Origin of the sequence: Nostoc sp. (assembly GCF_036917375.1) — a bacterium.
In the GTDB taxonomy this organism is placed as follows: domain Bacteria; phylum Cyanobacteriota; class Cyanobacteriia; order Cyanobacteriales; family Nostocaceae; genus Nostoc.
The window spans coordinates 129800-151246 of sequence record NZ_JBALDN010000026.1; the positions used below are offsets into that span (position 1 = coordinate 129800).

A 21447-nucleotide genomic window follows, 5' to 3' on the forward strand; every position below is an offset into this window, starting at 1 on the left:
CCAACTTGAAATATGCTGTAGTATAACGTGTCAAAAGGGCAGAATTGCTTGTAAATGCAAGGTTTTTTCTAACTGCGGATGCTTAAAGCGAAGCTCTCTGGCGTGCAGATGTAACCGACTAGTAACTGCACGGCATCCATAAAGGCGATCGCCTAAAATAGTTATCCCAAGTCCTCGCGCATCAGCTGCATGAACTCTCAACTGATGAGTGCGTCCTGTTAGTGGCGTAAATTCTACGCGGGTATAGTCTCCTTCTCTCGCTATTACCTGGAAGTGTGTCAAGCTGGGTTTACCGTGCTGCCAATCAACTTTTTGCTCAGGGCGATTTTCAGGATCTCCCCACAATGGCAGTTCAATTTTACCTTGCTCAATTGTCAAAACACCGGAAAGTATAGCTTCATAAACCTTGTGAACCTGGCGTAGCTGAAACTGCTGGCTGAGTTGCCGATGGGTTTGGCGATCGCGTGCCAACAACAAAATCCCAGAAGTTTCCCGATCTAAGCGATGCACAGATATAAGCGCCATACCATCAGGTAACAAATGACGTAAGCGGCTCAAAACACTATCTTGGCGATCGCGATAACGACCGGGTACCGAAAGTAATCCAGCAGGTTTGTTGACAGCAATCAGCCATTCGTCTTCATAAATAATCGGTAAAGTGACCTCTGTGTACACACATCTTGGCAATGAAGCCCAAACCCCGGATTTACCCCCCTTAATCCCCCCTTGTAAAGGGGGGAAATATCCGGTTCCCGGTTCTCCCCCTTGCCAAGGAGGAGTTAGAGGGGGTGAAAAGGACTTTTCCCTAGCAGGGAGGAGAGGTTTCAAGCCTGAGAGCAAAAACCCCATTAATGGCTGACATCGCTCGGCACAGGCTCCATAAAACTCTCCCGGAATTTTATCTTGATTTACGGAAGACTCACCCCACCAAAATTCTGCCATTGCTAGGGGTTTGAGATTATGTGTTGCCGCATAATGAAGCAGCTTTGGGGCACAACAGTCTCCTGTGCCGGTGGGCGAACCTCCTGGCATCAATTCTTGCAATGATTGCGATCGCCCGGAAAAATTAGTCAGGCTGTAGCTAGCGTGCATTTGAGCTTGCAATTGACCAGAAAGTGCTTTGCGCCGTTGTTTCAGTTCGCTAATTCGCGCATCCGTCGCTGCAATTACCTGTTGTAGGGGCTGTAATACGGCATTTTGCTGGCGTTTAAGTTGTCGTCGCTCAATTCCCTGTTGACGACTCTCTTCGTCAAGCTGCTCAAGGGCAATAGTAAGCGCTTCGGAAGAGAGTGTATTGCAGATTTGCTGACGTTTTTCCTGTCGTTGATGTTTGCAATAGCGATGGCGATCGCTCATTGCTTGTAACTGCTGCTCAAAGTCATTAAACAGGATTTCATACTGCTGGCGTTCGGTTAGTTGCTTCAAGGTAATAATTTCTTGTTTAATCGCGTCCAACTCAGCCAAAGTACGGCTTTCCTCAAAAGCAACTTCATCTCGTCCCGGAATTGGCGGCACCCAGCCCTCAACCACACTGCAACTATTCAAAAGACCAGAAAAAGCTTTTAGTACTCGTTGTTCGCCATTAGGCAGTTCAACCAATAGTATTCCATACATCTTCCCTTCACGGGAATAACAGTCATTGTTGCTAAGATGTTGCATTAGTCGGTGGGCGATCGCTTCGGACATTGAAGTGCGCGGTAATTTTAGGCGAACGCCACTTTGCGGACAGCGCCCTTCATACCAATAGCTACAAGATGAGTTAGCGATCGCAAAATCGCAGTCGATGAAATCTGAAAGTGCGTGCAGAACTACCATACAAAGTATGATTGCAAATCTAGCCGATCCTTTTAAATATATATAGCGTTTAGTAAGAAGTCTATTAGACTTCTTGGCATTGTGGGGAAAAGGGTAAGGGTTAAAGGGTAAAGATATGGAATTTTTCCCCTTTAACCTTTAACCTTTCCCCAACATCTTGCAGTTACTTTTGCAAGATGTCTATTGTGTTGAGTGCTTTTGGCAATTTGGCATCCAAAGTTTTTCTGTTGCAGTTTTAATTTATATATCAACAGGGTTACAGGGACATTGAGAAAATTCTACAAGGGATTAATTCCCATCTCAAAATCCCACCCAATGGCCAGTTGTTGACGTTCACGCTCTCCCAACCACCTTAAGGTGGATGCAGCACAAGCGTCACCGCTTCACTACAACTGGCTAGAAATCAAACAGAAAATATATAGTACAACGATGGCAGTGTTTGAGTCTGTAGTTGTCTGAGTTTATGTCAAGCTAAGTTTGGCGGACAGTAGCCCAATCCACGGATATAACTTTGTCGGAATACTTCAATCTCATTAGGCTGCGGTCTACCATGAGAAACTACTGCTACCTGATAGCGTTCCATAACATTAATTGCTGATTCTCCAGCTTCCAAACTGCTCAGAACATTACTAACGAATTCGGGTGGTGAGTAAATAATTCCTACTTCGCTCAAGAAAGCTTTAATATCTTTATCTTTTTGTTCCGATACAAAAGATTTAATTTTGACGTTGATTATCCAACCATGAAATTGATTAATTACAGTAATAAATTCTAGAGAAAAGTCATTCCTACTAAAATATTCCACAACCCGCAGTGTCAAACTAGCATTGGCCAGATAGTATAGGTATTGCATAATTTTTAGAGCATAATTGAGACTTTCACAAAATAATCTATAAATCTAAAGATTTAATGAGGATTCTAAGTTTTTACAGAAAAAATAATTAGATAAATTTCTGATAATCAAGGTTAAAAGGAATACTACTTTATTTATTAAGCTTTATAAATAAATATGTCAGACTGCAAAATCTAAATTAACTTGTTGTATTGTTTGTAACAATATATTAAAATTACACAGAAGTTTAACCACGCAGAGGGTGTGTCCTGCGATCGCGAAGGTGTCATAAGCATCTTCTTTTGATACAACTTATGAAAATTTTGTTGGTAGAGGATGACGTATTACTGAGTACAGCACTCTTCGAGTTGTTGAGTGCAAATCGTTATACTATCGACATTGCAAGCAATGGACAAGCTGGATTAGAACTAGCGCTATCGACTGAATATGAGTTGATTTTACTGGACTGGCTAATTCCGAAACTGGATGGGATTACCTTGTGTCGGCAACTGCGATCGCAAGGCTACCGTAAATCCATTCTGTTGTTAACCGGGAAAAATTCTAATGCAGATATTGTGGCGGGGTTAGATGCCGGAGCAGATGATTACGTTATCAAACCCTTCGACCCAGAAGCATTACTAGCAAGAATTCGCTCTTTATTACGACGCAATGGGGCGATCTCATCATCTATCTTAATCTGGGGAAATCTCTGTTTAGATCCAAGTGCCGGCAGAGTAACTTGTAACGATCGGGAAATTCTCCTCACAGCCACAGAATACAAACTGCTGGAGTTGTTTTTGCAAAACCCAGACAGGATCTTTAGTCGTGCAGTGATTCTAGATCGGCTTTGGGGATTTGGGGATGCACCGACTGAAAATGCAGTTACGACTCATATTAAAGACTTGCGCAAGAAACTGAAAACAGCAGGTATAGCAGAAGAACTTCTAGAAACGGTATATGGCATGGGCTATCGCATCAAGCCTGCACCTAATCGCCCCATCTCTGTTGGGGAAAAGAATCAAGATGCAAAGAAAAAACCCGGCCCCAAAGATATGACTTCTGTAAATCGGGTGCTGGAGCGATTTCGTAATTCCTTTGTTGGACAGGTTGCAGTGCTAGAGCAAGCAAAAACTGCACTCTTGGCAGGAAATTTAAATGAAGATTTACAGCAGAGTGCATTGCGTGAAGCCCATAAGCTAGCAGGTTCAATGGGGTCGTTCGGTTATCCAGAGGGTTCTCGGCTCGGACGGAAAATAGAACATTTGCTGCTTGAAGATTCTTCGCTATCTCCAGAGCAAATCTCTAATTTCTCGCAACTGGTAACAGCATTACAGCAAGAGTTAACCAAACCTGCTGTCACTTCCACTGCTCCAAGCGTTCCGATGAAGCAAACTCATCGTCTCTTAGTAATCGATGGTGATACTCTGTTGACGGAGCAGTTGCAGGCAGAAGCCGATTCATGGGGAATCAGGATGAAGGTTGCACCAAATTTAGCAACCGCCCGATCGCTTTTTTCCTTAAAAGCTCCTGACGCTGTTTTACTCAATTTGAGTTTTACAGAAATAGAGGAAGACGGATTAGTATTATTGAGCGAGATAGTAGAGCGATCGCCAAATATCCCAGTAATTGTTTTTACCGGACGAGATACCCTAGCAGATCGACTGAGAGTATCGCGTTTGGGAGCTAGACAATTTTTGCATAAACCGGCGACAACCGAGGAGATTTTTCAGGCGATCGCTCGTGTATTACCTCAACCTCAAACTTCCGAAGCCAAAGTTTTAATCGTAGACGATGACCCTGTAATGCTGGCTGGATTATCAGCGTTGTTAACTCCTTGGGGGCTAGAAGTAATCACTCTCTCCCAATCACAACAATTTTGGAAGGTGCTGATTACAACATCTCCTGATTTGGTGGTGCTAGATTTAGAAATGCCGATAGTTAACGGATTAGAGTTGTGCAAAGTCGTGCGCCAGGATGCGCAGTGGGGAGATTTACCGATTTTAGTAGTTACAGCCCATACAGAAGCAGAATTTCTTCAGCAAGCTTTTGCTGCCGGAGCCGATGATTTTATTAGCAAGCCAGTGCTAGGGCCAGAACTTGTGACACGGGTACTGAGCCGCATTCAAAGAACGCGTTGGCGCTCTCAAGCAGGGAAAAGTTAAGCATGATGAGAAATTATCAGCAATTATTGAAGTACGGTGTTGCTATTGGTTCAGCTGCGATCGCCCTGCTGCTGTCACTCTGGCTAGAACCGCTTATTTCCCGAACCATTGGTGCTTTTTTCTTTATAGCTATCATCGTCAGTACTTGGTATGGTGGCTTTCGACCAGGAATCGTTACAGTTGTCCTTTCAACACTGGCAATTGATTATTACTTGATTCCCCCTCGATATCAACCGGGGATTAATCAACCAGAAGATGTATTGCGGCTAGGGCTTTTCCTCCTAGTTGCCTTGATAATTAACCTGGTGACAGGCAATCTTCAGTACAGCAGACGGAAGATTCAACAACTCAACCAACAATTGTCTCAAGAAAATGCCGAACAACTGCGGATGGCTCTTGACGAGCGCAAACAAGCACAAGAAACGCTGCAACAGCAATTTGAGCAACAGCGCTTAGTGATGGAGATGACCCAGCGTATCCGGCGATCGCTGAATTTGCAAGATATCTTGCAAACTACTGTCGATGAAGTGCGGCAATTTCTGGAGTGCGATCGCGTCACTATCTTCCAATTTTATCCAGGTTGGGGTGGAACGATTGTGATTGAGTCTGTTGCACCGGAATGGATGGCTCTTTTACCACTCCAAATTCATGACCCTTGCATTGGTGAAGAGAACGTTGAACCCTTTAAACAAGGCTTAGTTACTGCCAAAACTGATATTTATACTGCTGGAATTAGTCCCTGTCACGTTGCATTTTTAGAAAGTCTTCAGGTGAGGGCAAATCTGGTCGTTCCTGTTTCCTTGGGAGATGAATTGTGGGGATTATTGGCAGCTCATCAATGTAGGGGTCCTCGTGAGTGGCAATCTTCAGAAATTGCTCTATTGCGGCAGTTAGGAGCGCAGGTAAGCATTGCTATTCAGCAAGCAGATTTGTTCAAACAGTTACAGACAGAACTAATAGAGCGCAAACAGGCAGAAATTGACCTACAACAACTGAATACTGAACTTGAGCAACGGGTGCAAGAACGCACTGCACAACTGACAGAGACGAACGATCGCCTACAAAAAACAGTTATAGAGCAGCAACAAACTCAACTCACACTTTTAGAACAGTCGCAAATGCTGGAGCTTCAGGCTGTAATCACCCGAAATATGGGGGAAGGCATTTGCTTAGTGAGAATAGATAATGCAATCATTATCTATGCCAATCCGAAATTTGAGCAGATGTTTGGCTATGACTCTGGTGAACTCAACGGTCAACACGTTTCGATTATCAACTATGTCACCAAATCGGTAACTACTCAAAATGTAAATCAAGCCAGTCTGTCTGCCATCTTACAAAATACTGAAGCCACCTATGAAGCCCAGAATCTTAAAAAAGATGGTACGCCATTTTGGTGTAGTGTGACGGCTTCTGTATTCAGGCATCCAGACTACGGCGACGTTCTGGTTGCGGTTCACCAAGATATTACTGAGCGCAAAGGCATCGAAGAAGCTTTACGCGAGAGCCAAGAAAAGTTTCGTCAGATGGCAGAAAACATCCAAGCAATATTTTGGATCAAAGATATTCGCAATCAACAAGTTCTATATGTGAGCAATGCTTATGAAACCATCTGGCAAAGAAGTTGTGAGGACTTGTATCATAACCATTCAAATTGGTTAGATGCAATTCACCCAGAAGATCGCCAGCGCGTCGAAATTGAATTCATTGAAAAGTTCAGAACAGGGTACTATGATAAAAAATATCGCATTATCCGCCCTGATGGTTCAATCCGTTGGATTCGCGATCGCGCATTTCCGATCAAAAATGAACTAGGCGAGTTAGTTCGGATTGCTGGTATTGCCGAAGATATCACTGAACTAGAGCAGATTAATTTGATCAAGAGTGAGTTTATTGGCATTGTGAGTCATGAACTCCGCACTCCCTTAACTGCAATTCGGGCAGCACTAGGCTTACTACAAACTGGTATTTACGACAAAAAACCAGACAAATTCAAGCGGATGATTGAGATTGCAGCCATCGATAGCGATCGCTTAGTGCGTCTTGTTAACGATATTCTCGATTTGGAACGCTTAGAATCGGATCGAGCTGTCTTAGAAAAAACCACCTGCAATGCGGCTGATTTAATTCAACAAGCAGTAGCCGTAGTGCAAGCGATCGCCAATCAGCAAAATATTACTTTTAAGATCCACTTTACCAATGCTCAAGTTTGGGCGGCTCCTGATGCCATTGTGCAAACACTCACCAATTTGTTAGGTAATGCGATTAAATTCTCGCCTGCCGATTCTACTATTACTCTGAGTGTCCAGCAGCAAACAGACTGCGTACTATTCCAAATAACGGATCGAGGCAGAGGTATTCCAGCAGATAAGTTAGAAGCAATCTTTGGAAGATTTCAGCAAGTAGATGCCTCTGATTCTCGTACCAAAGGCGGCACAGGCTTGGGATTGGCAATCTGTCGTAGTATTATTGATCGGCACGGTGGGCAAATCTGGGCTGAAAGTACTCTTGGTGTTGGCAGCACGTTTTTCTTCACTCTGCCATTGCCGGGAAATTAGGCAGGGGGGCAGCACTTCGGCTACGCTCAGTGACCGAGGAGCAGGGGAGCAGGGGAGCAGGGGAGAATAATAAATAACTAATGACAAATGACCAATGACAAATGACAAATGACTAAAAAATTGTTAATTGTGGATGATGAAGAACGAATCCGCGAATTAGTGCAAGCTTGTTTAGAAGACTTGGGAGGATGGGACACCCTGACAGCTGCATCAGGGTCAGAAGGACTAAAAATCGCTCAGACAGAACCTATTGATGCCATTCTACTTGATGTCTCTATGCCTGACATGGATGGCTTTGCAGTCTACGAAAAACTTCAGGCAAATTCTGTAACCCAAGGAATTCCAGTGATTTTGTTAACAGCGAAAGTCCAAGGGAGCGATCGCGCCCGTTTCGCCCAGATGGGAATTGCCGGGATTATTACCAAACCTTTTGAACCCACCTCTATTTGCAACGAAGTTAGTGAGATTCTGGGGTGGGACGATTAATAGTTAAGTTTGGTAACAAAATCTATATCTTTATTAGTTTTTTATTTTTGTAATGTATTTTCTTTGGTTACAGATAAAAACCTTTTATCTGTAACCGAGAAAGGTATATGAAATAAAATGAACATGCTAGAGGAGGTAAATATAATCGGTAAAACGATATTGCTCATTGATGATGAACTGCATGTCCGTGAGATAGTAAAATTTTGCCTCCAAGATTTAGCTGGTTGGAATGTGGTGACAGCAGATTCTCCATTAGAAGGATTGCAGAATGCAGTACACCATACTCCTGATGCGATTGTATTAGATATCTCAATCCGCGATCTGGCTAGTTTTGAGTTTATGAATAAACTAAGAAATCATCCAGAAACTCAAGCTATTCCTGTAGTGTTGCTCAGTGCGAAAGCGCGATGGTTGGATTCGCAAATTTTGCGACAGTATCAAGTCGCAGGTGTAATACTCAAACCCTTTAATCCAGTTACCCTCCCGGCTCAGGTTGCTCAATTGCTGGGTTGGGATTTTACTTGACTAAAAGATTAAACAAGAATAGGTAAAACATCCAATATATAACAAGATTTGCAATTATTTGGAGTACAAAAAATTCTTAGAGACGCATAACTAGCTGTGCGTCCCTAGCGTGTATCTCATGCAAATGAAAATTCCTATAAATTGCAGTCCGAATATCAAGGTTTAGCCTTTAAGCAATTGGTTTGATTTTGAAGTTATTACCAATAATAGCAATTCTCAATCATTAGTAAGAAAGAAAATCGCTGAAACACTTATAGATACTTATTTTCTGCCTATACATTTTCTCACGTTTCAATTCGGATTGCTATATCAAGTTTAAGCTTGAATTTAACTTAACGTTTTAAGTAATTTGGAATAAAATTAAATACTAGAGGAAAATTTTACATCTAGCTAAGTGCATCTACATAGATTATTACTATGCTCTTCAATCGTCTATCGGGTTCTGAAATTGATTTAAAGCAAATCCTCGCTCAAATTAGGATGCTGGCCGATCAAATTCATCAGTCACTTGAAGTGAGTGAAATTCTCAAGATTATTGTCAGCGAAGTTAGAACAACTTTAGAAAGCGATCGCGCCATTATCTATCGCTTTTTTTCTGATGGAGATGGAGTTATCGCAGAAGAGTCTGTAAGTAATGGATGGAAACCGATTCTAGGACAATTAATTTACGATCCTTGCTTCAATGGGGCATGGGTAGAGCGATATCGAGATGGAAACGTTGGTGTTATTGAAGACATTCATACTACAACCCTTGACCCTTGTTACAAAAAACTCTTAACGGACTTGCAGATTCGAGCTAATTTAGTAGTACCAATTTTAGTAAACAATCAAGAACTTGATGGATTTTCTAGTACATATCCTTATTTATGGGGCTTAGTAATTGCTCACCAGTGCAGTGGCTCGCGTCAATGGAGTTCTTTAGAAATTGAGTATTTCCAACTGATAGCCGCAGAGCTAGGAATCGCTCTTGGGGAAGCAGAACGCCATCAGCAAAGGGCTACATCTTGCCAAAAACTAACGCTGCAACTCAATCAAAACCTGAAAAATTTGACAGTTCAGCCAAGGTTGAAGTCAATCAGAAGAACTCTGTATCAGAATTTTAGAGGTTCCATTATCACAAGAACAGCATTGCCAAAGAATATATCAGTTGCAGACTTGATTGCATTTGACCGATTACAAACTCCAGTTTGGATTTATGATATTCAAAACTTGCAGATGTGGTGGGCGAATCAATCCGCTCTGCATATTTGGAATGCTGAAAGTCGAGAAGAATTGCTCAATCGCAACTTCAGTGATGTTTCCCAGTCTACTCACACTCGAATGCAAAGTTATTTGCAAGAATTTCAGCAAGGGAAAACCATCACTGATAACTGGACATTTTACCCAGAAGGAAAACCTGTTTCTCTGCGCTGCATCTTTTCTGGAATTCAAATTGAAGAAGGGCGAATGGCGATGCTGGTTGAAGGATCGACAGAAATTATCAATCAGATCGATCGAGAAACACTCAGATCGATTGAAGCCCTACGTCACACCACAGTCATGATATCGCTTTACACGATGGATGGTGTACCTTTGATGCAAAATCCAGCAGCCCTGCGCTGTTATCGGGATACTCTGTACCCTAACTCGTCAGCTGAGAATATTTTCTTGAGTCACTTTGTTGACAAGAGTGTTGGACAACAAGCTATGAAAGCGATTAATTTCGGTGAGGCGTTCAGCATAGAGGCTCAGGTGTTAACTACTGAGGGAATTCAATGGCATGGGATCGATATACGATGCACCCGCGATCCCGTAACGGGTAACTCCATCATCCTCGTCAACGAAAACAATATTACCAAGCAAAAAGCTGCACTACAAGAACACCAGCGTACAGAATCAGAATTGCGCTGGCGGGAAGCTTTGCTGCGTTCTATGACTGAAACTTCTTTGCTAGGATTTTTTGTTGTTGACAATCGTACCGATGAAATCCTCTATTTCAATCACCACTTCTGTAAAATTTGGGGCATCGAACATCTAGAAGACAAAATGCGTTTGGGTGCTTTAAAAAATAATGACATCATTCCTGATTGTATATCTTCAATTGTCGATGCATCGGCATTTGTCGAATCTTATAAACCGTTGCAGTCTGAAGAAAATCGTTGCACGATTGAGGATGAAATTTTATTTGTCGATGGGCGAACGATTCGCCGCTTTTCCAGTCAAATTCGGGATACTCAAGATCGATACTTTGGGCGGTTATACATTTTTGAAGACATCACCCCTCGTAAACAAATCGAAGCCGCACTCAAAACCAGTGAAGAAAGATGGCAGTATGCCTTGGAAGGAAATGGCGATGGAGTTTGGGATTTGAATGCTGAAACTAACGAAGTCTTTTTTTCCCGACGATGGAAAGAAATGTTAGGGTTTGCAGAGCATGAAATTGGAACTACCCTCAGTGAATGGGAACAGCGGGTTCACCCCGATGATAAAGCGAGGGTTTACGAGGAGGTTAGCAAGCATTTATCCAGTGAAACTCAACAATATGTCAGTGAGTACCGGATTAAGTGCAAGGATGGAACCTACAAGTGGATTTTAGATCGGGGTCAAGTTTCGAGTCGCGCCAAGAATGGTTTTCCCCTACGGATGCTAGGAACTCATACTGATATTACTGAACGCAAGCGTATGGAAGAAGCGCTGCGAGAAAGCGAACAACGCTATCGTTCCGTAATTACAGCGATGGCAGAAGGTATTGTCCTACAGCAATCCGATGGACGCATTACCACCTGTAATGATAGTGCCGAAAGAATTTTAGGGTTAACAGCCGATCAAATGATGGGGCGAACTTCTATTGCTTTGCTGTGGCGAGCGATTCATGAAGATGGTACTTCTTTTCCAGGCGAAACTCACCCCGCCATTGTCACCTTACGCACCGGAAAACCTCAATTTAACGTGATTATGGGAGTTCATAAACCTGATGGCAGCTTGACTTGGATTTCAATCAATTCTCAGCCACTGTTTGAATCCGATGAATCAAAACCATCTGCGGTGGTGACATCATTTACGGATATCACAGACCGCAAACAAGCACAAATTGCTCTACAACAGCAAACAGAACGGGAACGTATGGTTTATGCGATCGCTCAACATATCCGTAGGTCTTTGGACTTGGATGAAATTTTAAACACAACTGTTGCTGAAGTCCGACATTTTCTGCAAACCGATCGCGTCATCATCTATCGCTTTAACCGTGATTGGAGTGGTGTGATTGTCACGGAGTCTATAGCAGCAGGTTGGCAATCGATTTTGAATATGGAAATTACAGACAGCTATTTTGTAAAAATACAGGGAACATCTTATCAAGAAAGTACGCTCAGAGTTACTCCAGACATCTACACCGCCGGATTTACCCCTTGTCATATAGAGTTATTGGAACAGTTGCAAGTCAGAGCCAAGCTAGTTGTACCAATTTTACAAGGCAATCGCCTTTGGGGTCTTTTGGTTGCTCATCATTGCAGCGCCCCGCGTCAGTGGCAACCTTGGGCAAGCGAACTGCTTCAGCAATTGGCAACACAGGTAGCGATCGCTATTCAGCAATCAGAACTTTATCAACAATTGCAGCGTGCCAACCAGCAGCTTGAAAATATGGTAATGGTGGATGAATTAACTCAAATCGCCAATCGCCGATGTTTTGATATTAAGCTTAATTCTGTCTGGCAATCTCTTTTACGAGAACAAGGTTTTGTCTCACTACTTTTATGCGACATTGATTATTTTAAACAATATAACGATACTTATGGTCATGCGGCCGGAGATGATTGTTTGCGCTTTATTGCCCAAGCTTTCAAACAAAGTGTTAAACGTTCTAGAGATTTAGCTGCTCGTTATGGTGGAGAAGAGTTTGTTGTCATCTTGCCTAACACTGCTAGTGATGGGGCTTTTCACGTTGCCCAAGAAATTCATAAAGCTATCCAACAGCTAAATATTCCCCACGCGGCATCGCCTGTGAAGCACCACGTCACTTTGAGTATCGGAATTGTTACAGTGATTCCGACACCCAATATGGTTCCTTTGGATTTGATTGAGGCAGCAGATCAAGCTCTTTATCAAGCCAAAGCAAACGGGCGTAATCGTTCTTGTATAAATAGACTGTCTTAAAAAACGAGCGATCCCTGCGCTTTTTGCGAGCCGACGCTAATCAAGTAATTGTTAATATTTTCTAAAGTTTTTTCACTACTGTCATTTCTTTATTAGTTCTTTATTTTCTGTTTATAAATTAAAGCTGTTGGTAGTTAAGCCAAGAGCAAACTACTTATTTGTGTTTAACATTATTTAATAAAACAACAATACTATGACAAACTGCCCTTGCTGTTCCAACCAAATGCTTCGTCACATTCGTTTACAAGAAACCTACTGGTTCTGCCGCCACTGCTGGCAAGAGATGCCTAACCTGAGTTTAGATAGAAGTACTTTAAATTTGACTAGAAAAAACACATTATTAGCCAGAGAACCAATTTCAGCCAACCACAAACTTTTGAAAATGAACGTTAGAACAGAGCTTTGTGCCTGAGTGAATCAGGAAGCAAACAACAAACGAGCTACGCTTACGCTTTAAGAGGATGTTTGAAAAGTTTAATTTTCAATACTTTTCAAACATCCTCTTAAATAGCTAGAGGTATCGTCTGAATACTGACTAATAGGTTAAAAGTTAATATCTTTATATAAAGACTGCTTTACTTCTGTTGCCGCAGCGAGGCATAGCCCATTTTAACTCATGGATTATGAATCCTACTCCATCTAAATTCTTTCTACAAAAACTTTTAAAAACTTATAAGTTTATTAATTATTATAATTTAGAAAAAGAGCGCTAAAGCCGCTTTAATGACTATCTTGTATCGCTTGTTCGTTTGCTTTCATCGCTAACCCAGATTGGATTATAACCACTCTAAATCACGCGAATATTAAATGACTCTTAAACCGTGTAATTAAGTACTCTTGCATTTTAGTTAAGTCTGATATCTTCTTGGGAACAGCTTTATTGTTGTCAGGTAGATTGATGAGTCGAATTAATGGATTTGTCGGGCGACGTAATTTCTTGAAATTCGCCAGTGTTGTAGGTATTGCAGCTACTACTTTTGGTGATAGCTTTTGGAATATAGAGCAAACTGCTGTTGCTGATATTCACCCAGTTAACCCTAATTCAATTAGTCCAAATGAAGCCATCAAACGCTTGCTTGATGGTAATCAAAGATTTATCCATCAAAAACGCCAATATCCCGATCAATCACTAGAACACCTACGATTAGTTGCGAAAGCTCAGTATCCCTTTGCCGCCATATTGGGCTGTGCAGATTCTAGAGTACCTGCGGAAATTGTTTTCGATCGAGGGCTTGGAGATTTATTTGTCGTGCGAGTTGCTGGTAATGTTGTCAGTGACACGGTTATAGGTAGTCTGGAATATTCTACAGCAGTATTGGGTTCGCAGTTGATTATGGTTTTGGGTCATAAAAGATGTGGTGCAGTAGCAGAAGCAATCAAAAACGAACCACTTCCGGGCAGAATTGGTTTGATTATTGAGGGTATCAAACCATCTGTAGAAAGGGTAAAGTTCAGAACTGGCGATAATATGCAAGATGCAGTTATAGCCAACATTCAGTATCAAACTGAAAAATTGCAAGAAAGCTCAACTATTTTAGCTAAATTGCTTCGTGAAGATAAACTAAAAATTGTTGGTGCTTGCTACGATATTGATACTGGTAAAGTCAACATTCTTACTTGAATATCTCACAGGTTTTTTGTGTATAATTCTTACACTATATTAGTGTATTGCAATTCCTTAAAATCCTTATTATAAATTGAAATAAATCTAGTTTATTTTGATAAATTGCAATAGGAAATGGCAATTTATCAAAATCCTTATATATATAAAGACTGTTTTGCTCTTACCTCTTACCTATCTCTCAGCAGAGAGCTTGCTTGTTAAGCTTATCCGTGGTTTGATTAAAGTACGATATATACATCAATTTATCGTAGTTTATGAATACTCAATTACCCGAATTAACTTGTCAGCCATAAAATAAATATAAAACTTTCCATGCCTATCCAAACTATTGGTATTTTAAGTCCGGGTGATATGGGACAGGCGATCGCAGCTGTTCTCAATCAACATGGATTGAAAACTATTGCAGCCCTAGACGATCGCAGTGAACGAACTCGGCAATTAGCAGCCGCAGCCAACATCCAAGATGTAGGTTCCCTCAGACAACTGGTAATTGAATCTGATGTGGTGCTGTCAGTTCTAGTCCCCGCAGCGGCTACCCAAGCGGCGAAGCAAGTAGCTGAGGCGATCGCCAATGTTGGTAAACCCATTCTGTACGTTGATTGTAATGCGATCGCACCCCAAAAAGTCATAAATATCGGCCACCTCATTGAATCAGTTGGAGGAACATTTGTAGATGCATCAATTATTGGCCCACCACCGCGAGTTCCCAATCGCACCCGCATTTACACTTCTGGAAAACAGGCAAATCAACTCCAACAACTACGAGATCGTGGCTTGGATGTACGGGTAATTGGTGATGAAATTGGTCAGGCTTCCGGGTTGAAAATGTCCTACGCAGCACTGACAAAGGGACTTACAGCAATCGGCACAGAATTACTAATTGCAGCCCATCGTTTAGGTTTAGATAAGGAACTATGGGATGAAGTATCTAATAGTCAACAAGAACTTGCTAGTATTTTGACGCGTTCCATTCCAACGATGACACCGAAAGCGCATCGTTGGATAGGAGAGATGGAAGAGATTGCAGAAACCTTTAAAGAGTTAGGTCTGACAGAGCGCATTTTTTACGGAGCAGCTGACGTTTACCGTTTGGTGAAAGAAACCTCCTTGGGTAAGGAAACACCAGAAGAGTCTAATCGCGATCGCCCGTTGGATGAAATCATTACAATCCTTTCTAATGAAGCAAGTGACACTGAATCGTAAAAACTGAGAATCCATGACTCAAGAGCAATGGACTGCGGTCGATCGTTACTTTACCGATCTGCTTGTACCGTCAGACCCCGCGCTGGATAAAGCCCTCCAAACTAGTGCCGCCGCCGGACTACCGCCGCACAGCGTTTCGCCAAACCAAGGCAAACTGTTGCTACTGTTGGCGCAAATCCAAGGAGCGCGAAGCATCTTAGAGATTGGCACACTGGGCGGCTACAGTACGATCTGGCTGGCGCGGGCGTTACCCAGCAATGGCCGCCTAATCACACTGGAAGCTAACCCAAAGCACGCCGAAATTGCCCGCGCCAATATCGCTCACGCTGGTCTGTCTGAGGTTGTTGACCTCCGCCTCGGACAACGCCACGGCAATCCAGACTGTGGGTAGCAAAGGATATGACGGCTTTGCGATCGCGATCGTCACGGCTGACCAATAGCTAATATACTTCTTGCAAAAGTCGGGGAAAAGGGGAAGGGGGAAGGGGGAAGGGGGAAGGGGTAAAGGGTAAAGGGTAAAGGGTAAAAAAACTCAAAATCCTTTCCCTTTAACCTTTTCCCTAAGAGTGCAAAAATATATTTTTGCGAGAGGTCTAATATACTTGCCTTGAAAATAGTATTGGCGATGTTTGAGTCGATCTACACTAACGCAAACTCATGAAAATTTAGAAAAAACTTAAAGCTTGTAATAAATAAACCCAGCAGGGACTATATAACAAGTCCCCCTGCCAGGAAGGTATAGTATATTCTGGCCATGTTTGATTAGATTAGCGCTTATTTGTAAAAAATAATTGCGTATCCCTAAATACAATAACTAAATACTTCGTAAAACACAGTTAAGAAAAGTTACTAAATAGGTTAATTTCCAATTAAAATCCAATACGCTTGGGTTAAGAGTTCTTCACTCTAGCTGAGTCGGTAAAGCCTTAAAAAACTCTCTAGACGTAAACTGTAAGACTTTAAATATTTAGTGAAATTAAATATGCGTTATCCAGAACCCTGGTAGAGACGTAGTAGTGCTACGTCTCTACATTTTTTCTATCAAATGTCTCTTGAGTAGAGTAAATGGCAGGGGTAAGCTTTTTTAGAATGGGATGAGATGGGTTACTTTTATGTTCGTCGATTAACTAGGGTAGCGCTAGCTTGGTCAACAGGCATTAGCACAACTTCATTAATATTGACATGGGGCGATCGCGTCACACAGAAAAATATCACATCAGCCACATCATCTGCTGTTAGGGGTGTAACTCCTTGGTAGACTTTGTTGGCACGTTCAGTATTTCCGTGAAAGCGTACCTCGCTAAATTCCGTTTCTACCATACCAGGATCGACAGAAGTTACACGGACTTGCGTACCCAACAGGTCTTGTTTTAAACCTTCAGAAATGGCTCTCACAGCAGCTTTGGTAGCACAGTAGACATTGCCACCGGGATAGGTTTGATGTCCGGCGATGGAACCTAAATTTACCACATGACCGCGATCGCGACTTACCATTCCCGGAACGACATAGCGGGAGACGTAAAGTAAACCCTTAACGTTAGTATCAATCATGTCTTCCCAGTCTTGAAAGCTGCCTTCGTGTAACTTGTCTAAACCACGACTCAAGCCAGCATTATTAATGAGAATATCGATGTCAGACCAGGCAGAGGGTAGAGTCGTAATGGCAGATTCAACAGCATGGCGATCGCGCACATCTAGCTGTAATAAATGAATTTCAGTACTAAAATCTTTACTCAGAGTATCTGCTAGCTGCTGCAAACGTTCTAACCGCCGTGCTGCTAAAATCAGTTTTGCACCCGCACCAGCAAAGATTTTTGCACAAGCAGTACCAATACCACTACTTGCACCAGTGATCAAAATGATTTGATTTTGTAAGGAAATCATTAGGATAGTTAGGAGTGAGGAGTTAACAGTTATGAATTATGAATTAGCACAAGTTTCATCGTTCATAATTTATCATCAGTCGGTCTCTAACTCCTAACTTTTAACTCCTAACTACTTCTTCACCACTTGCAAGCGCTGAGTTACCATTGTCATCCCATTACCTCGCAAGATGACAGCAGAAACCCATTGGCTACCTGGGGTAGATGGTGCTTGTCCCACTTTAAACAGTCCGCCAGATGTCAGTAATTCTAAATCCACGGGTGTAGGGTTAAGAAATTTATCTGGTTGGATAGATTCTTCTAGCGCCGTTCCTAGCAGAAAATCATCACCAAGTGGCTCTTGAACGATCGCATCAAAATTATACTTCTGACCGACTTGCACCTGCTGTGGTAATTTAATATCAATTTGAGGCGGGTTGCTACCAGAGGTAAGTAAGGTGCGTTCTGACAAAATGTCTTGGCGGACTATTTTTCCACCTTCAATGCGCTGACGCGATTTAATCGTGGCATTAAGAGCTAACTTCTTACCATTACCGGAAGGTAAGCCAGTTATTTTCGTTTCTGTTTCAGCAATAATCCCATTGGCTTCGGGTTTTGAAGATAGCAGTTTCGTGCTGTATTGTAATTTCGGATATCGTTGCCAAAGTGAAGTCAAAGACTTTTCTAGGGTTTGGAGGTTTAATCCATCGCCATGAGTGAAATTGGGACTGTAGAATTGCAACACCCCTTTGACATCGCCTCGGCTGGCGGCGGTATCAACTTGCGTCAACAGGTTTTTCAGATCGGCTGGTGCATTTTGGGCTGTCGTGGCTTGGGATAATTGCTGTGGTGTTGCAGCCTGAGTGCGTTGCCAACCGCTTGTTAAACCAATGGTCAGTAGGAACGAAACCAGCCAGATATTTGCTGGAAATTTGAGTTGTCGTCTCACTAAGGCGGTAATAATGTTAGTCATTGGTAAGAATTTACTGATTTGATTAGAGAAAGTAAGCAAATTGTTTTATCTTAGTTAAGCTAGACGCTAAACGGTAGAGGTTTGATGGCAAACGCACCGATACGATTATTAATAGCTGCCAGTGGGACTGGTGGACATTTGTTTCCAGCGATCGCCCTGGCGCAAAAACTTCCAGATTATCAAATAGAATGGCTGGGAGTACCCGATCGGCTAGAAACTCAACTTGTCCCCAAACAGTATCCCTTGAATACTATTGCAGTTGAAGGGTTTCAGCAAGGGTTTGGACTTTCCTCGATTCGCATTTTGGGTAAACTCGCCCTTTCGATTCTAGAAGTCAGACGAATTCTCAAACAGGGAAATTTTCAAGGGGTGTTTACCACAGGCGGTTACATTGCCGGGCCAGCCGTGATTGCGGCGCGTTCCCTTGGTTTACCTGTAGTTTTCCACGAATCTAACGCTTTACCAGGTAAAGTAACTCGCTTTTTTGGCCCTTGGTGTAGTGCGGTAGCCTTGGGATTTGAAGTCGCTGCTAAGTATTTACCTCGTGCCAAAAATGTCTATGTTGGTACTCCGGTAAGATCGCAATTTCTAGATGGGGCAATTAATGCACCACTGGATTTAGCTATTCCTGATGGTGTGCCTTTAATTGTTGTTTTTGGTGGTAGCCAGGGTGCAGTTGCAATAAATAAATTGGTGCGCGAATCTGCAAAAGCTTGGTTTGATGCTGGTATTTATGTAGTACATTTAACTGGCGATCGCGATCCCGAAGCAGACAGTCTCAAACATCCACAGTACATAGCCTTACCTTTTTACAACAATATGGCAGCCTTGTTGCAACGAGCAACTCTTGCTATTAGTCGTTCTGGCGCAGGTAGCTTAACAGAATTGGCAGTGTGTGGAACGCCAGCGATTTTAATTCCTTATCCTTTTGCCGCAGAAGACCATCAATCTTACAATGCAGACGTATTTACTTCATCGGGTGCAGCGTTAACGTTGAAGCAATCTGAGTTGACGACTGAAGTATTGCAAAATAATGTGTTGAATTTATTGCAGTCACCGCAGGAGTTAGCAAAGATGAGGGAAAAAGCAAAGGCTATCGCAGTTCCTGATAGTGCCGAAAAATTGGCGCAGTTAGTGCGTGAGGTGATAGAAACATAACGTTAATTATTTAGCATTAAAGAATATGTTATTTAGCAAAAAACTTCGTTTTACAGTAGGTTGTACTGCCTTATTACTTGTCAGTTTAGCAAGTAGTTATCTATATACCCACTCTAAAAGTAAACAACTAGCTCAACAAAATCAGTCATTTACTCAACAAGAAAATTCTGCCCTACTTCAATCGCAGATTTCTTGGACTTCAAATCAAGCTGCCGATCGACTTAACTCAAACTTTCAAAATGCTTTTACATCTCGACAGAATTTGTTAGCAGCATCTGCGCCCTATCCAGTTGTTGATGAGTTCAAAAAATATAAATTTAACATTAATGGCAGCCAGATTGCTACTCCAGGAAAACTACCAAATAGTAAAGTTAAATTCAATCAAAGAGATTTATTAACTGTTCTCGTTAATACTAGAAAATATTTTCAAGATCATGCTTCAGAAGACCCAGATATAATGCGTACAGGAGTCCTTGCTACTCAAGGAGTTACTGTACCCGATGTCCTCAAAACTTTGGATTTTATGATTGCTGTTTTGAAGGAGGATATTGCTAATAATCGGGCTACTCGTTTACAAGACTCTCAATTTATTAATACTAATTTTCGAGTTATTAAATGGTCTGCCTACAACCCAAAAAGTAAACAGCAAAAACAATTACGAATCACCAAATATGCTGTATTTACTCACCCTGGTTCCCGCAAGAAAACCTCTACTTTTGATATACCAATTTATAGCTTAAAAGATAATTCTAATAACGATAAGTTTTACACTCGATACACAAAGCAAGATGTTTTGTCTGGTATTTATGAACCAGGTGGTAGAGAATTTGGAAAAGTTAATACTCTTGCTTATCTAACCAGAAACGGCTTAGAAGAAGCAATTATGGAAGGAACAATCCTGATTAATTTTACCGATGGTGATAAGGCATTTTTTAATGTAGATAGAAACAATGGAATAGCTTATATCCCCGGATTAAAGGCAACAGCACAAAAGCGTTATTGGTATTTTAGAGAAGTTGATGCTATTAAAGGCTACGGATACAAAATAGATGCCAAAATTTCTATCAAACCTGGAGTTACTTTTGCTGGAGATGTTTTGAATATCGGTTTAGGTAAGGTAATTGTAATTGAGCATACTCAAGGTGGTCGCAAACATCTGCAAATGGGAGTCATCGCCGATACAGGCGGAGCATTTTTACCCAATCTTTATCAGCTCGATTTTTTGGCAGGTATTTTTCAGAATAAAAAAGAATTTGGGCAGAATATCAGCCAATTACCAGACCATGCCACAGCATATTTTTTAGTCAAGAAGTAATGCATTGACCCGATATCAAAAATCTATGCACGGGTTAACAATTCTAAGTTGTGGCCATCGGAGTCATAGAAATAGAAGCCACGACCTTCCTTTCTGTGGTTAATTTGTCCTTTATTGTGATGCATGGGGTCGCTACTGTATTCAATACCTGCCTCTTTGATGCGTGCAAAAATTGCATCAAATTCTTCATCACTAACATGAAACGCATAATGATGTGACTCGAATGCTTCAGCGTCGGCGAAGTCGAGCGTGAGTTGATCGTTTATATGCACAACAGCGAAGTGACCAACGGGAAGCTCGACCTCTAAACCGAAAATTTTTGCAAAGAACCTCGCCGATGCTTCTTTGTCATGTGCGGGCACTATGGTGTGATTTAAAGTAATTGTCATGTCACACCTTCCCTCCTAATTTTGGTAGTAATCCATATCAACTCTCGATTTCAGAGCCGATAACAACAATGTTCCTTTCTATTTTATCTTTTGGGCGCTAACACCGGAGTAAATATATCTAAATCCTGCGTTCAATGTATTTGGAACAACCGCAAACACTAAAGCTCAAGCTTAAATAAGCAAACCTGATAACTCGTATCAGGTTTCCTGAAGTAATAAAACTTGATTAAAAATTGTAAAGCAGTGTAAAGTAGTTTCACAGGCAAAGACTTTATCGCCTGATTCATAAATAACCGCAATCATAAAACCATGACAGCAACCTTACAACAGCGCTCAAGCGCCAATGTATGGGATCGATTCTGCGAATGGATCACCAGCACCAACAATCGGATCTACATCGGCTGGTTCGGC

15 protein-coding genes are annotated in these 21447 nt (G+C 41.8%); 10 read left to right on the top strand and 5 right to left on the bottom strand.

What is annotated here, in order from left to right; all coding sequences use genetic code 11:
• Window positions 1–30: 30 nt before the first annotated feature.
• Window positions 31–1815, bottom strand: coding sequence for an RluA family pseudouridine synthase (locus V7K45_RS06925; protein ID WP_335001697.1), 1785 nt, complete (start codon window positions 1813–1815; stop codon window positions 31–33).
• Between the two features lie 466 nt (window positions 1816–2281).
• Complete coding sequence (locus V7K45_RS06930; RefSeq protein ID WP_335001699.1) at window positions 2282–2668, bottom strand: hypothetical protein; 387 nt, start codon at window positions 2666–2668, stop codon at window positions 2282–2284.
• Window positions 2669–2961: 293 nt separating this feature from the next.
• Between V7K45_RS06930 and V7K45_RS06935 the strand changes: the two genes are divergently transcribed.
• From V7K45_RS06935 to V7K45_RS06970, 8 genes are all read left to right on the top strand, one after another.
• Window positions 2962–4809: a response regulator gene (locus V7K45_RS06935; RefSeq protein WP_335001701.1), complete on the top strand. Its 1848-nt coding sequence runs from the start codon at window positions 2962–2964 to the stop codon at window positions 4807–4809.
• Window positions 4810–4811: 2 nt separating this feature from the next.
• Window positions 4812–7367: an ATP-binding protein gene (locus V7K45_RS06940; protein ID WP_335001703.1), complete on the top strand. Its 2556-nt coding sequence runs from the start codon at window positions 4812–4814 to the stop codon at window positions 7365–7367.
• A gap of 108 nt (window positions 7368–7475) precedes the next feature.
• Entirely contained in the window at window positions 7476–7853 is a 378-nt protein-coding gene (locus V7K45_RS06945) for a response regulator (RefSeq protein WP_335001705.1), read from the top strand.
• Between the two features lie 117 nt (window positions 7854–7970).
• Window positions 7971–8378 (top strand): response regulator, encoded by a 408-nt coding sequence (locus tag V7K45_RS06950; protein ID WP_322666390.1) that lies wholly within the window; start codon window positions 7971–7973, stop codon window positions 8376–8378.
• A gap of 417 nt (window positions 8379–8795) precedes the next feature.
• Window positions 8796–12512, top strand: a complete 3717-nt coding sequence (locus V7K45_RS06955; protein WP_335001710.1) for a diguanylate cyclase domain-containing protein — start codon at window positions 8796–8798, stop codon at window positions 12510–12512.
• 898 nt (window positions 12513–13410) lie between these two features.
• A complete protein-coding gene (locus V7K45_RS06960; RefSeq protein WP_335001712.1) occupies window positions 13411–14133 on the top strand; it encodes a carbonic anhydrase in 723 nt (240 codons plus the stop codon).
• Window positions 14134–14448: 315 nt separating this feature from the next.
• Complete coding sequence (locus tag V7K45_RS06965) at window positions 14449–15339, top strand: NAD(P)-dependent oxidoreductase (RefSeq protein WP_335001714.1); 891 nt, start codon at window positions 14449–14451, stop codon at window positions 15337–15339.
• Between the two features lie 13 nt (window positions 15340–15352).
• On the top strand, window positions 15353–15730 hold the full coding sequence (locus V7K45_RS06970; RefSeq protein ID WP_335001716.1) for an O-methyltransferase: 378 nt from the start codon (window positions 15353–15355) through the stop codon (window positions 15728–15730).
• Window positions 15731–16449: 719 nt separating this feature from the next.
• On the opposite strand, the gene V7K45_RS06975 is transcribed toward V7K45_RS06970, so the two are convergent.
• Window positions 16450–17223 (bottom strand): SDR family oxidoreductase, encoded by a 774-nt coding sequence (locus tag V7K45_RS06975; protein ID WP_335001718.1) that lies wholly within the window; start codon window positions 17221–17223, stop codon window positions 16450–16452.
• Between the two features lie 111 nt (window positions 17224–17334).
• Window positions 17335–18174 carry a nuclear transport factor 2 family protein gene (locus V7K45_RS06980; RefSeq protein WP_335001720.1) on the bottom strand — a complete coding sequence of 280 codons (840 nt, stop codon included), beginning with the start codon at window positions 18172–18174 and terminating at the stop codon, window positions 17335–17337.
• Between the two features lie 84 nt (window positions 18175–18258).
• Here V7K45_RS06980 and murG point away from each other — a divergent pair, with 84 nt between their 5' ends.
• Both murG and V7K45_RS06990 read left to right on the top strand, forming a co-directional pair.
• Window positions 18259–19332, top strand: coding sequence for an undecaprenyldiphospho-muramoylpentapeptide beta-N-acetylglucosaminyltransferase (murG, locus tag V7K45_RS06985; RefSeq protein WP_335001722.1), 1074 nt, complete (start codon window positions 18259–18261; stop codon window positions 19330–19332).
• Window positions 19333–19357: 25 nt separating this feature from the next.
• A complete protein-coding gene (locus V7K45_RS06990) occupies window positions 19358–20647 on the top strand; it encodes a hypothetical protein (protein WP_335001724.1) in 1290 nt (429 codons plus the stop codon).
• Between the two features lie 23 nt (window positions 20648–20670).
• On the opposite strand, the gene V7K45_RS06995 is transcribed toward V7K45_RS06990, so the two are convergent.
• On the bottom strand, window positions 20671–21036 hold the full coding sequence (locus V7K45_RS06995) for a VOC family protein (protein WP_335001726.1): 366 nt from the start codon (window positions 21034–21036) through the stop codon (window positions 20671–20673).
• Window positions 21037–21447 lie beyond the last annotated feature (411 nt).

Coding starts and splice junctions, on each gene's coding strand:
- V7K45_RS06965 (WP_335001714.1), top strand. CDS start 14,449: ATGCCTATCCAAACTATTGGTATTTTAAGTCCGGGTGATATGGGACAG.
- V7K45_RS06970 (WP_335001716.1), top strand. CDS start 15,353: ATGACTCAAGAGCAATGGACTGCGGTCGATCGTTACTTTACCGATCTG.
- V7K45_RS06955 (WP_335001710.1), top strand. CDS start 8,796: ATGCTCTTCAATCGTCTATCGGGTTCTGAAATTGATTTAAAGCAAATC.
- V7K45_RS06930 (WP_335001699.1), bottom strand. CDS start 2,668: ATGCAATACCTATACTATCTGGCCAATGCTAGTTTGACACTGCGGGTT.
- V7K45_RS06940 (WP_335001703.1), top strand. CDS start 4,812: ATGATGAGAAATTATCAGCAATTATTGAAGTACGGTGTTGCTATTGGT.
- V7K45_RS06935 (WP_335001701.1), top strand. CDS start 2,962: ATGAAAATTTTGTTGGTAGAGGATGACGTATTACTGAGTACAGCACTC.
- V7K45_RS06975 (WP_335001718.1), bottom strand. CDS start 17,223: ATGATTTCCTTACAAAATCAAATCATTTTGATCACTGGTGCAAGTAGT.
- V7K45_RS06995 (WP_335001726.1), bottom strand. CDS start 21,036: ATGACAATTACTTTAAATCACACCATAGTGCCCGCACATGACAAAGAA.
- murG (WP_335001722.1), top strand. CDS start 18,259: ATGGCAAACGCACCGATACGATTATTAATAGCTGCCAGTGGGACTGGT.
- V7K45_RS06980 (WP_335001720.1), bottom strand. CDS start 18,174: ATGACTAACATTATTACCGCCTTAGTGAGACGACAACTCAAATTTCCA.
- V7K45_RS06960 (WP_335001712.1), top strand. CDS start 13,411: ATGAGTCGAATTAATGGATTTGTCGGGCGACGTAATTTCTTGAAATTC.
- V7K45_RS06950 (WP_322666390.1), top strand. CDS start 7,971: ATGAACATGCTAGAGGAGGTAAATATAATCGGTAAAACGATATTGCTC.
- V7K45_RS06925 (WP_335001697.1), bottom strand. CDS start 1,815: ATGGTAGTTCTGCACGCACTTTCAGATTTCATCGACTGCGATTTTGCG.
- V7K45_RS06945 (WP_335001705.1), top strand. CDS start 7,476: ATGACTAAAAAATTGTTAATTGTGGATGATGAAGAACGAATCCGCGAA.
- V7K45_RS06990 (WP_335001724.1), top strand. CDS start 19,358: ATGTTATTTAGCAAAAAACTTCGTTTTACAGTAGGTTGTACTGCCTTA.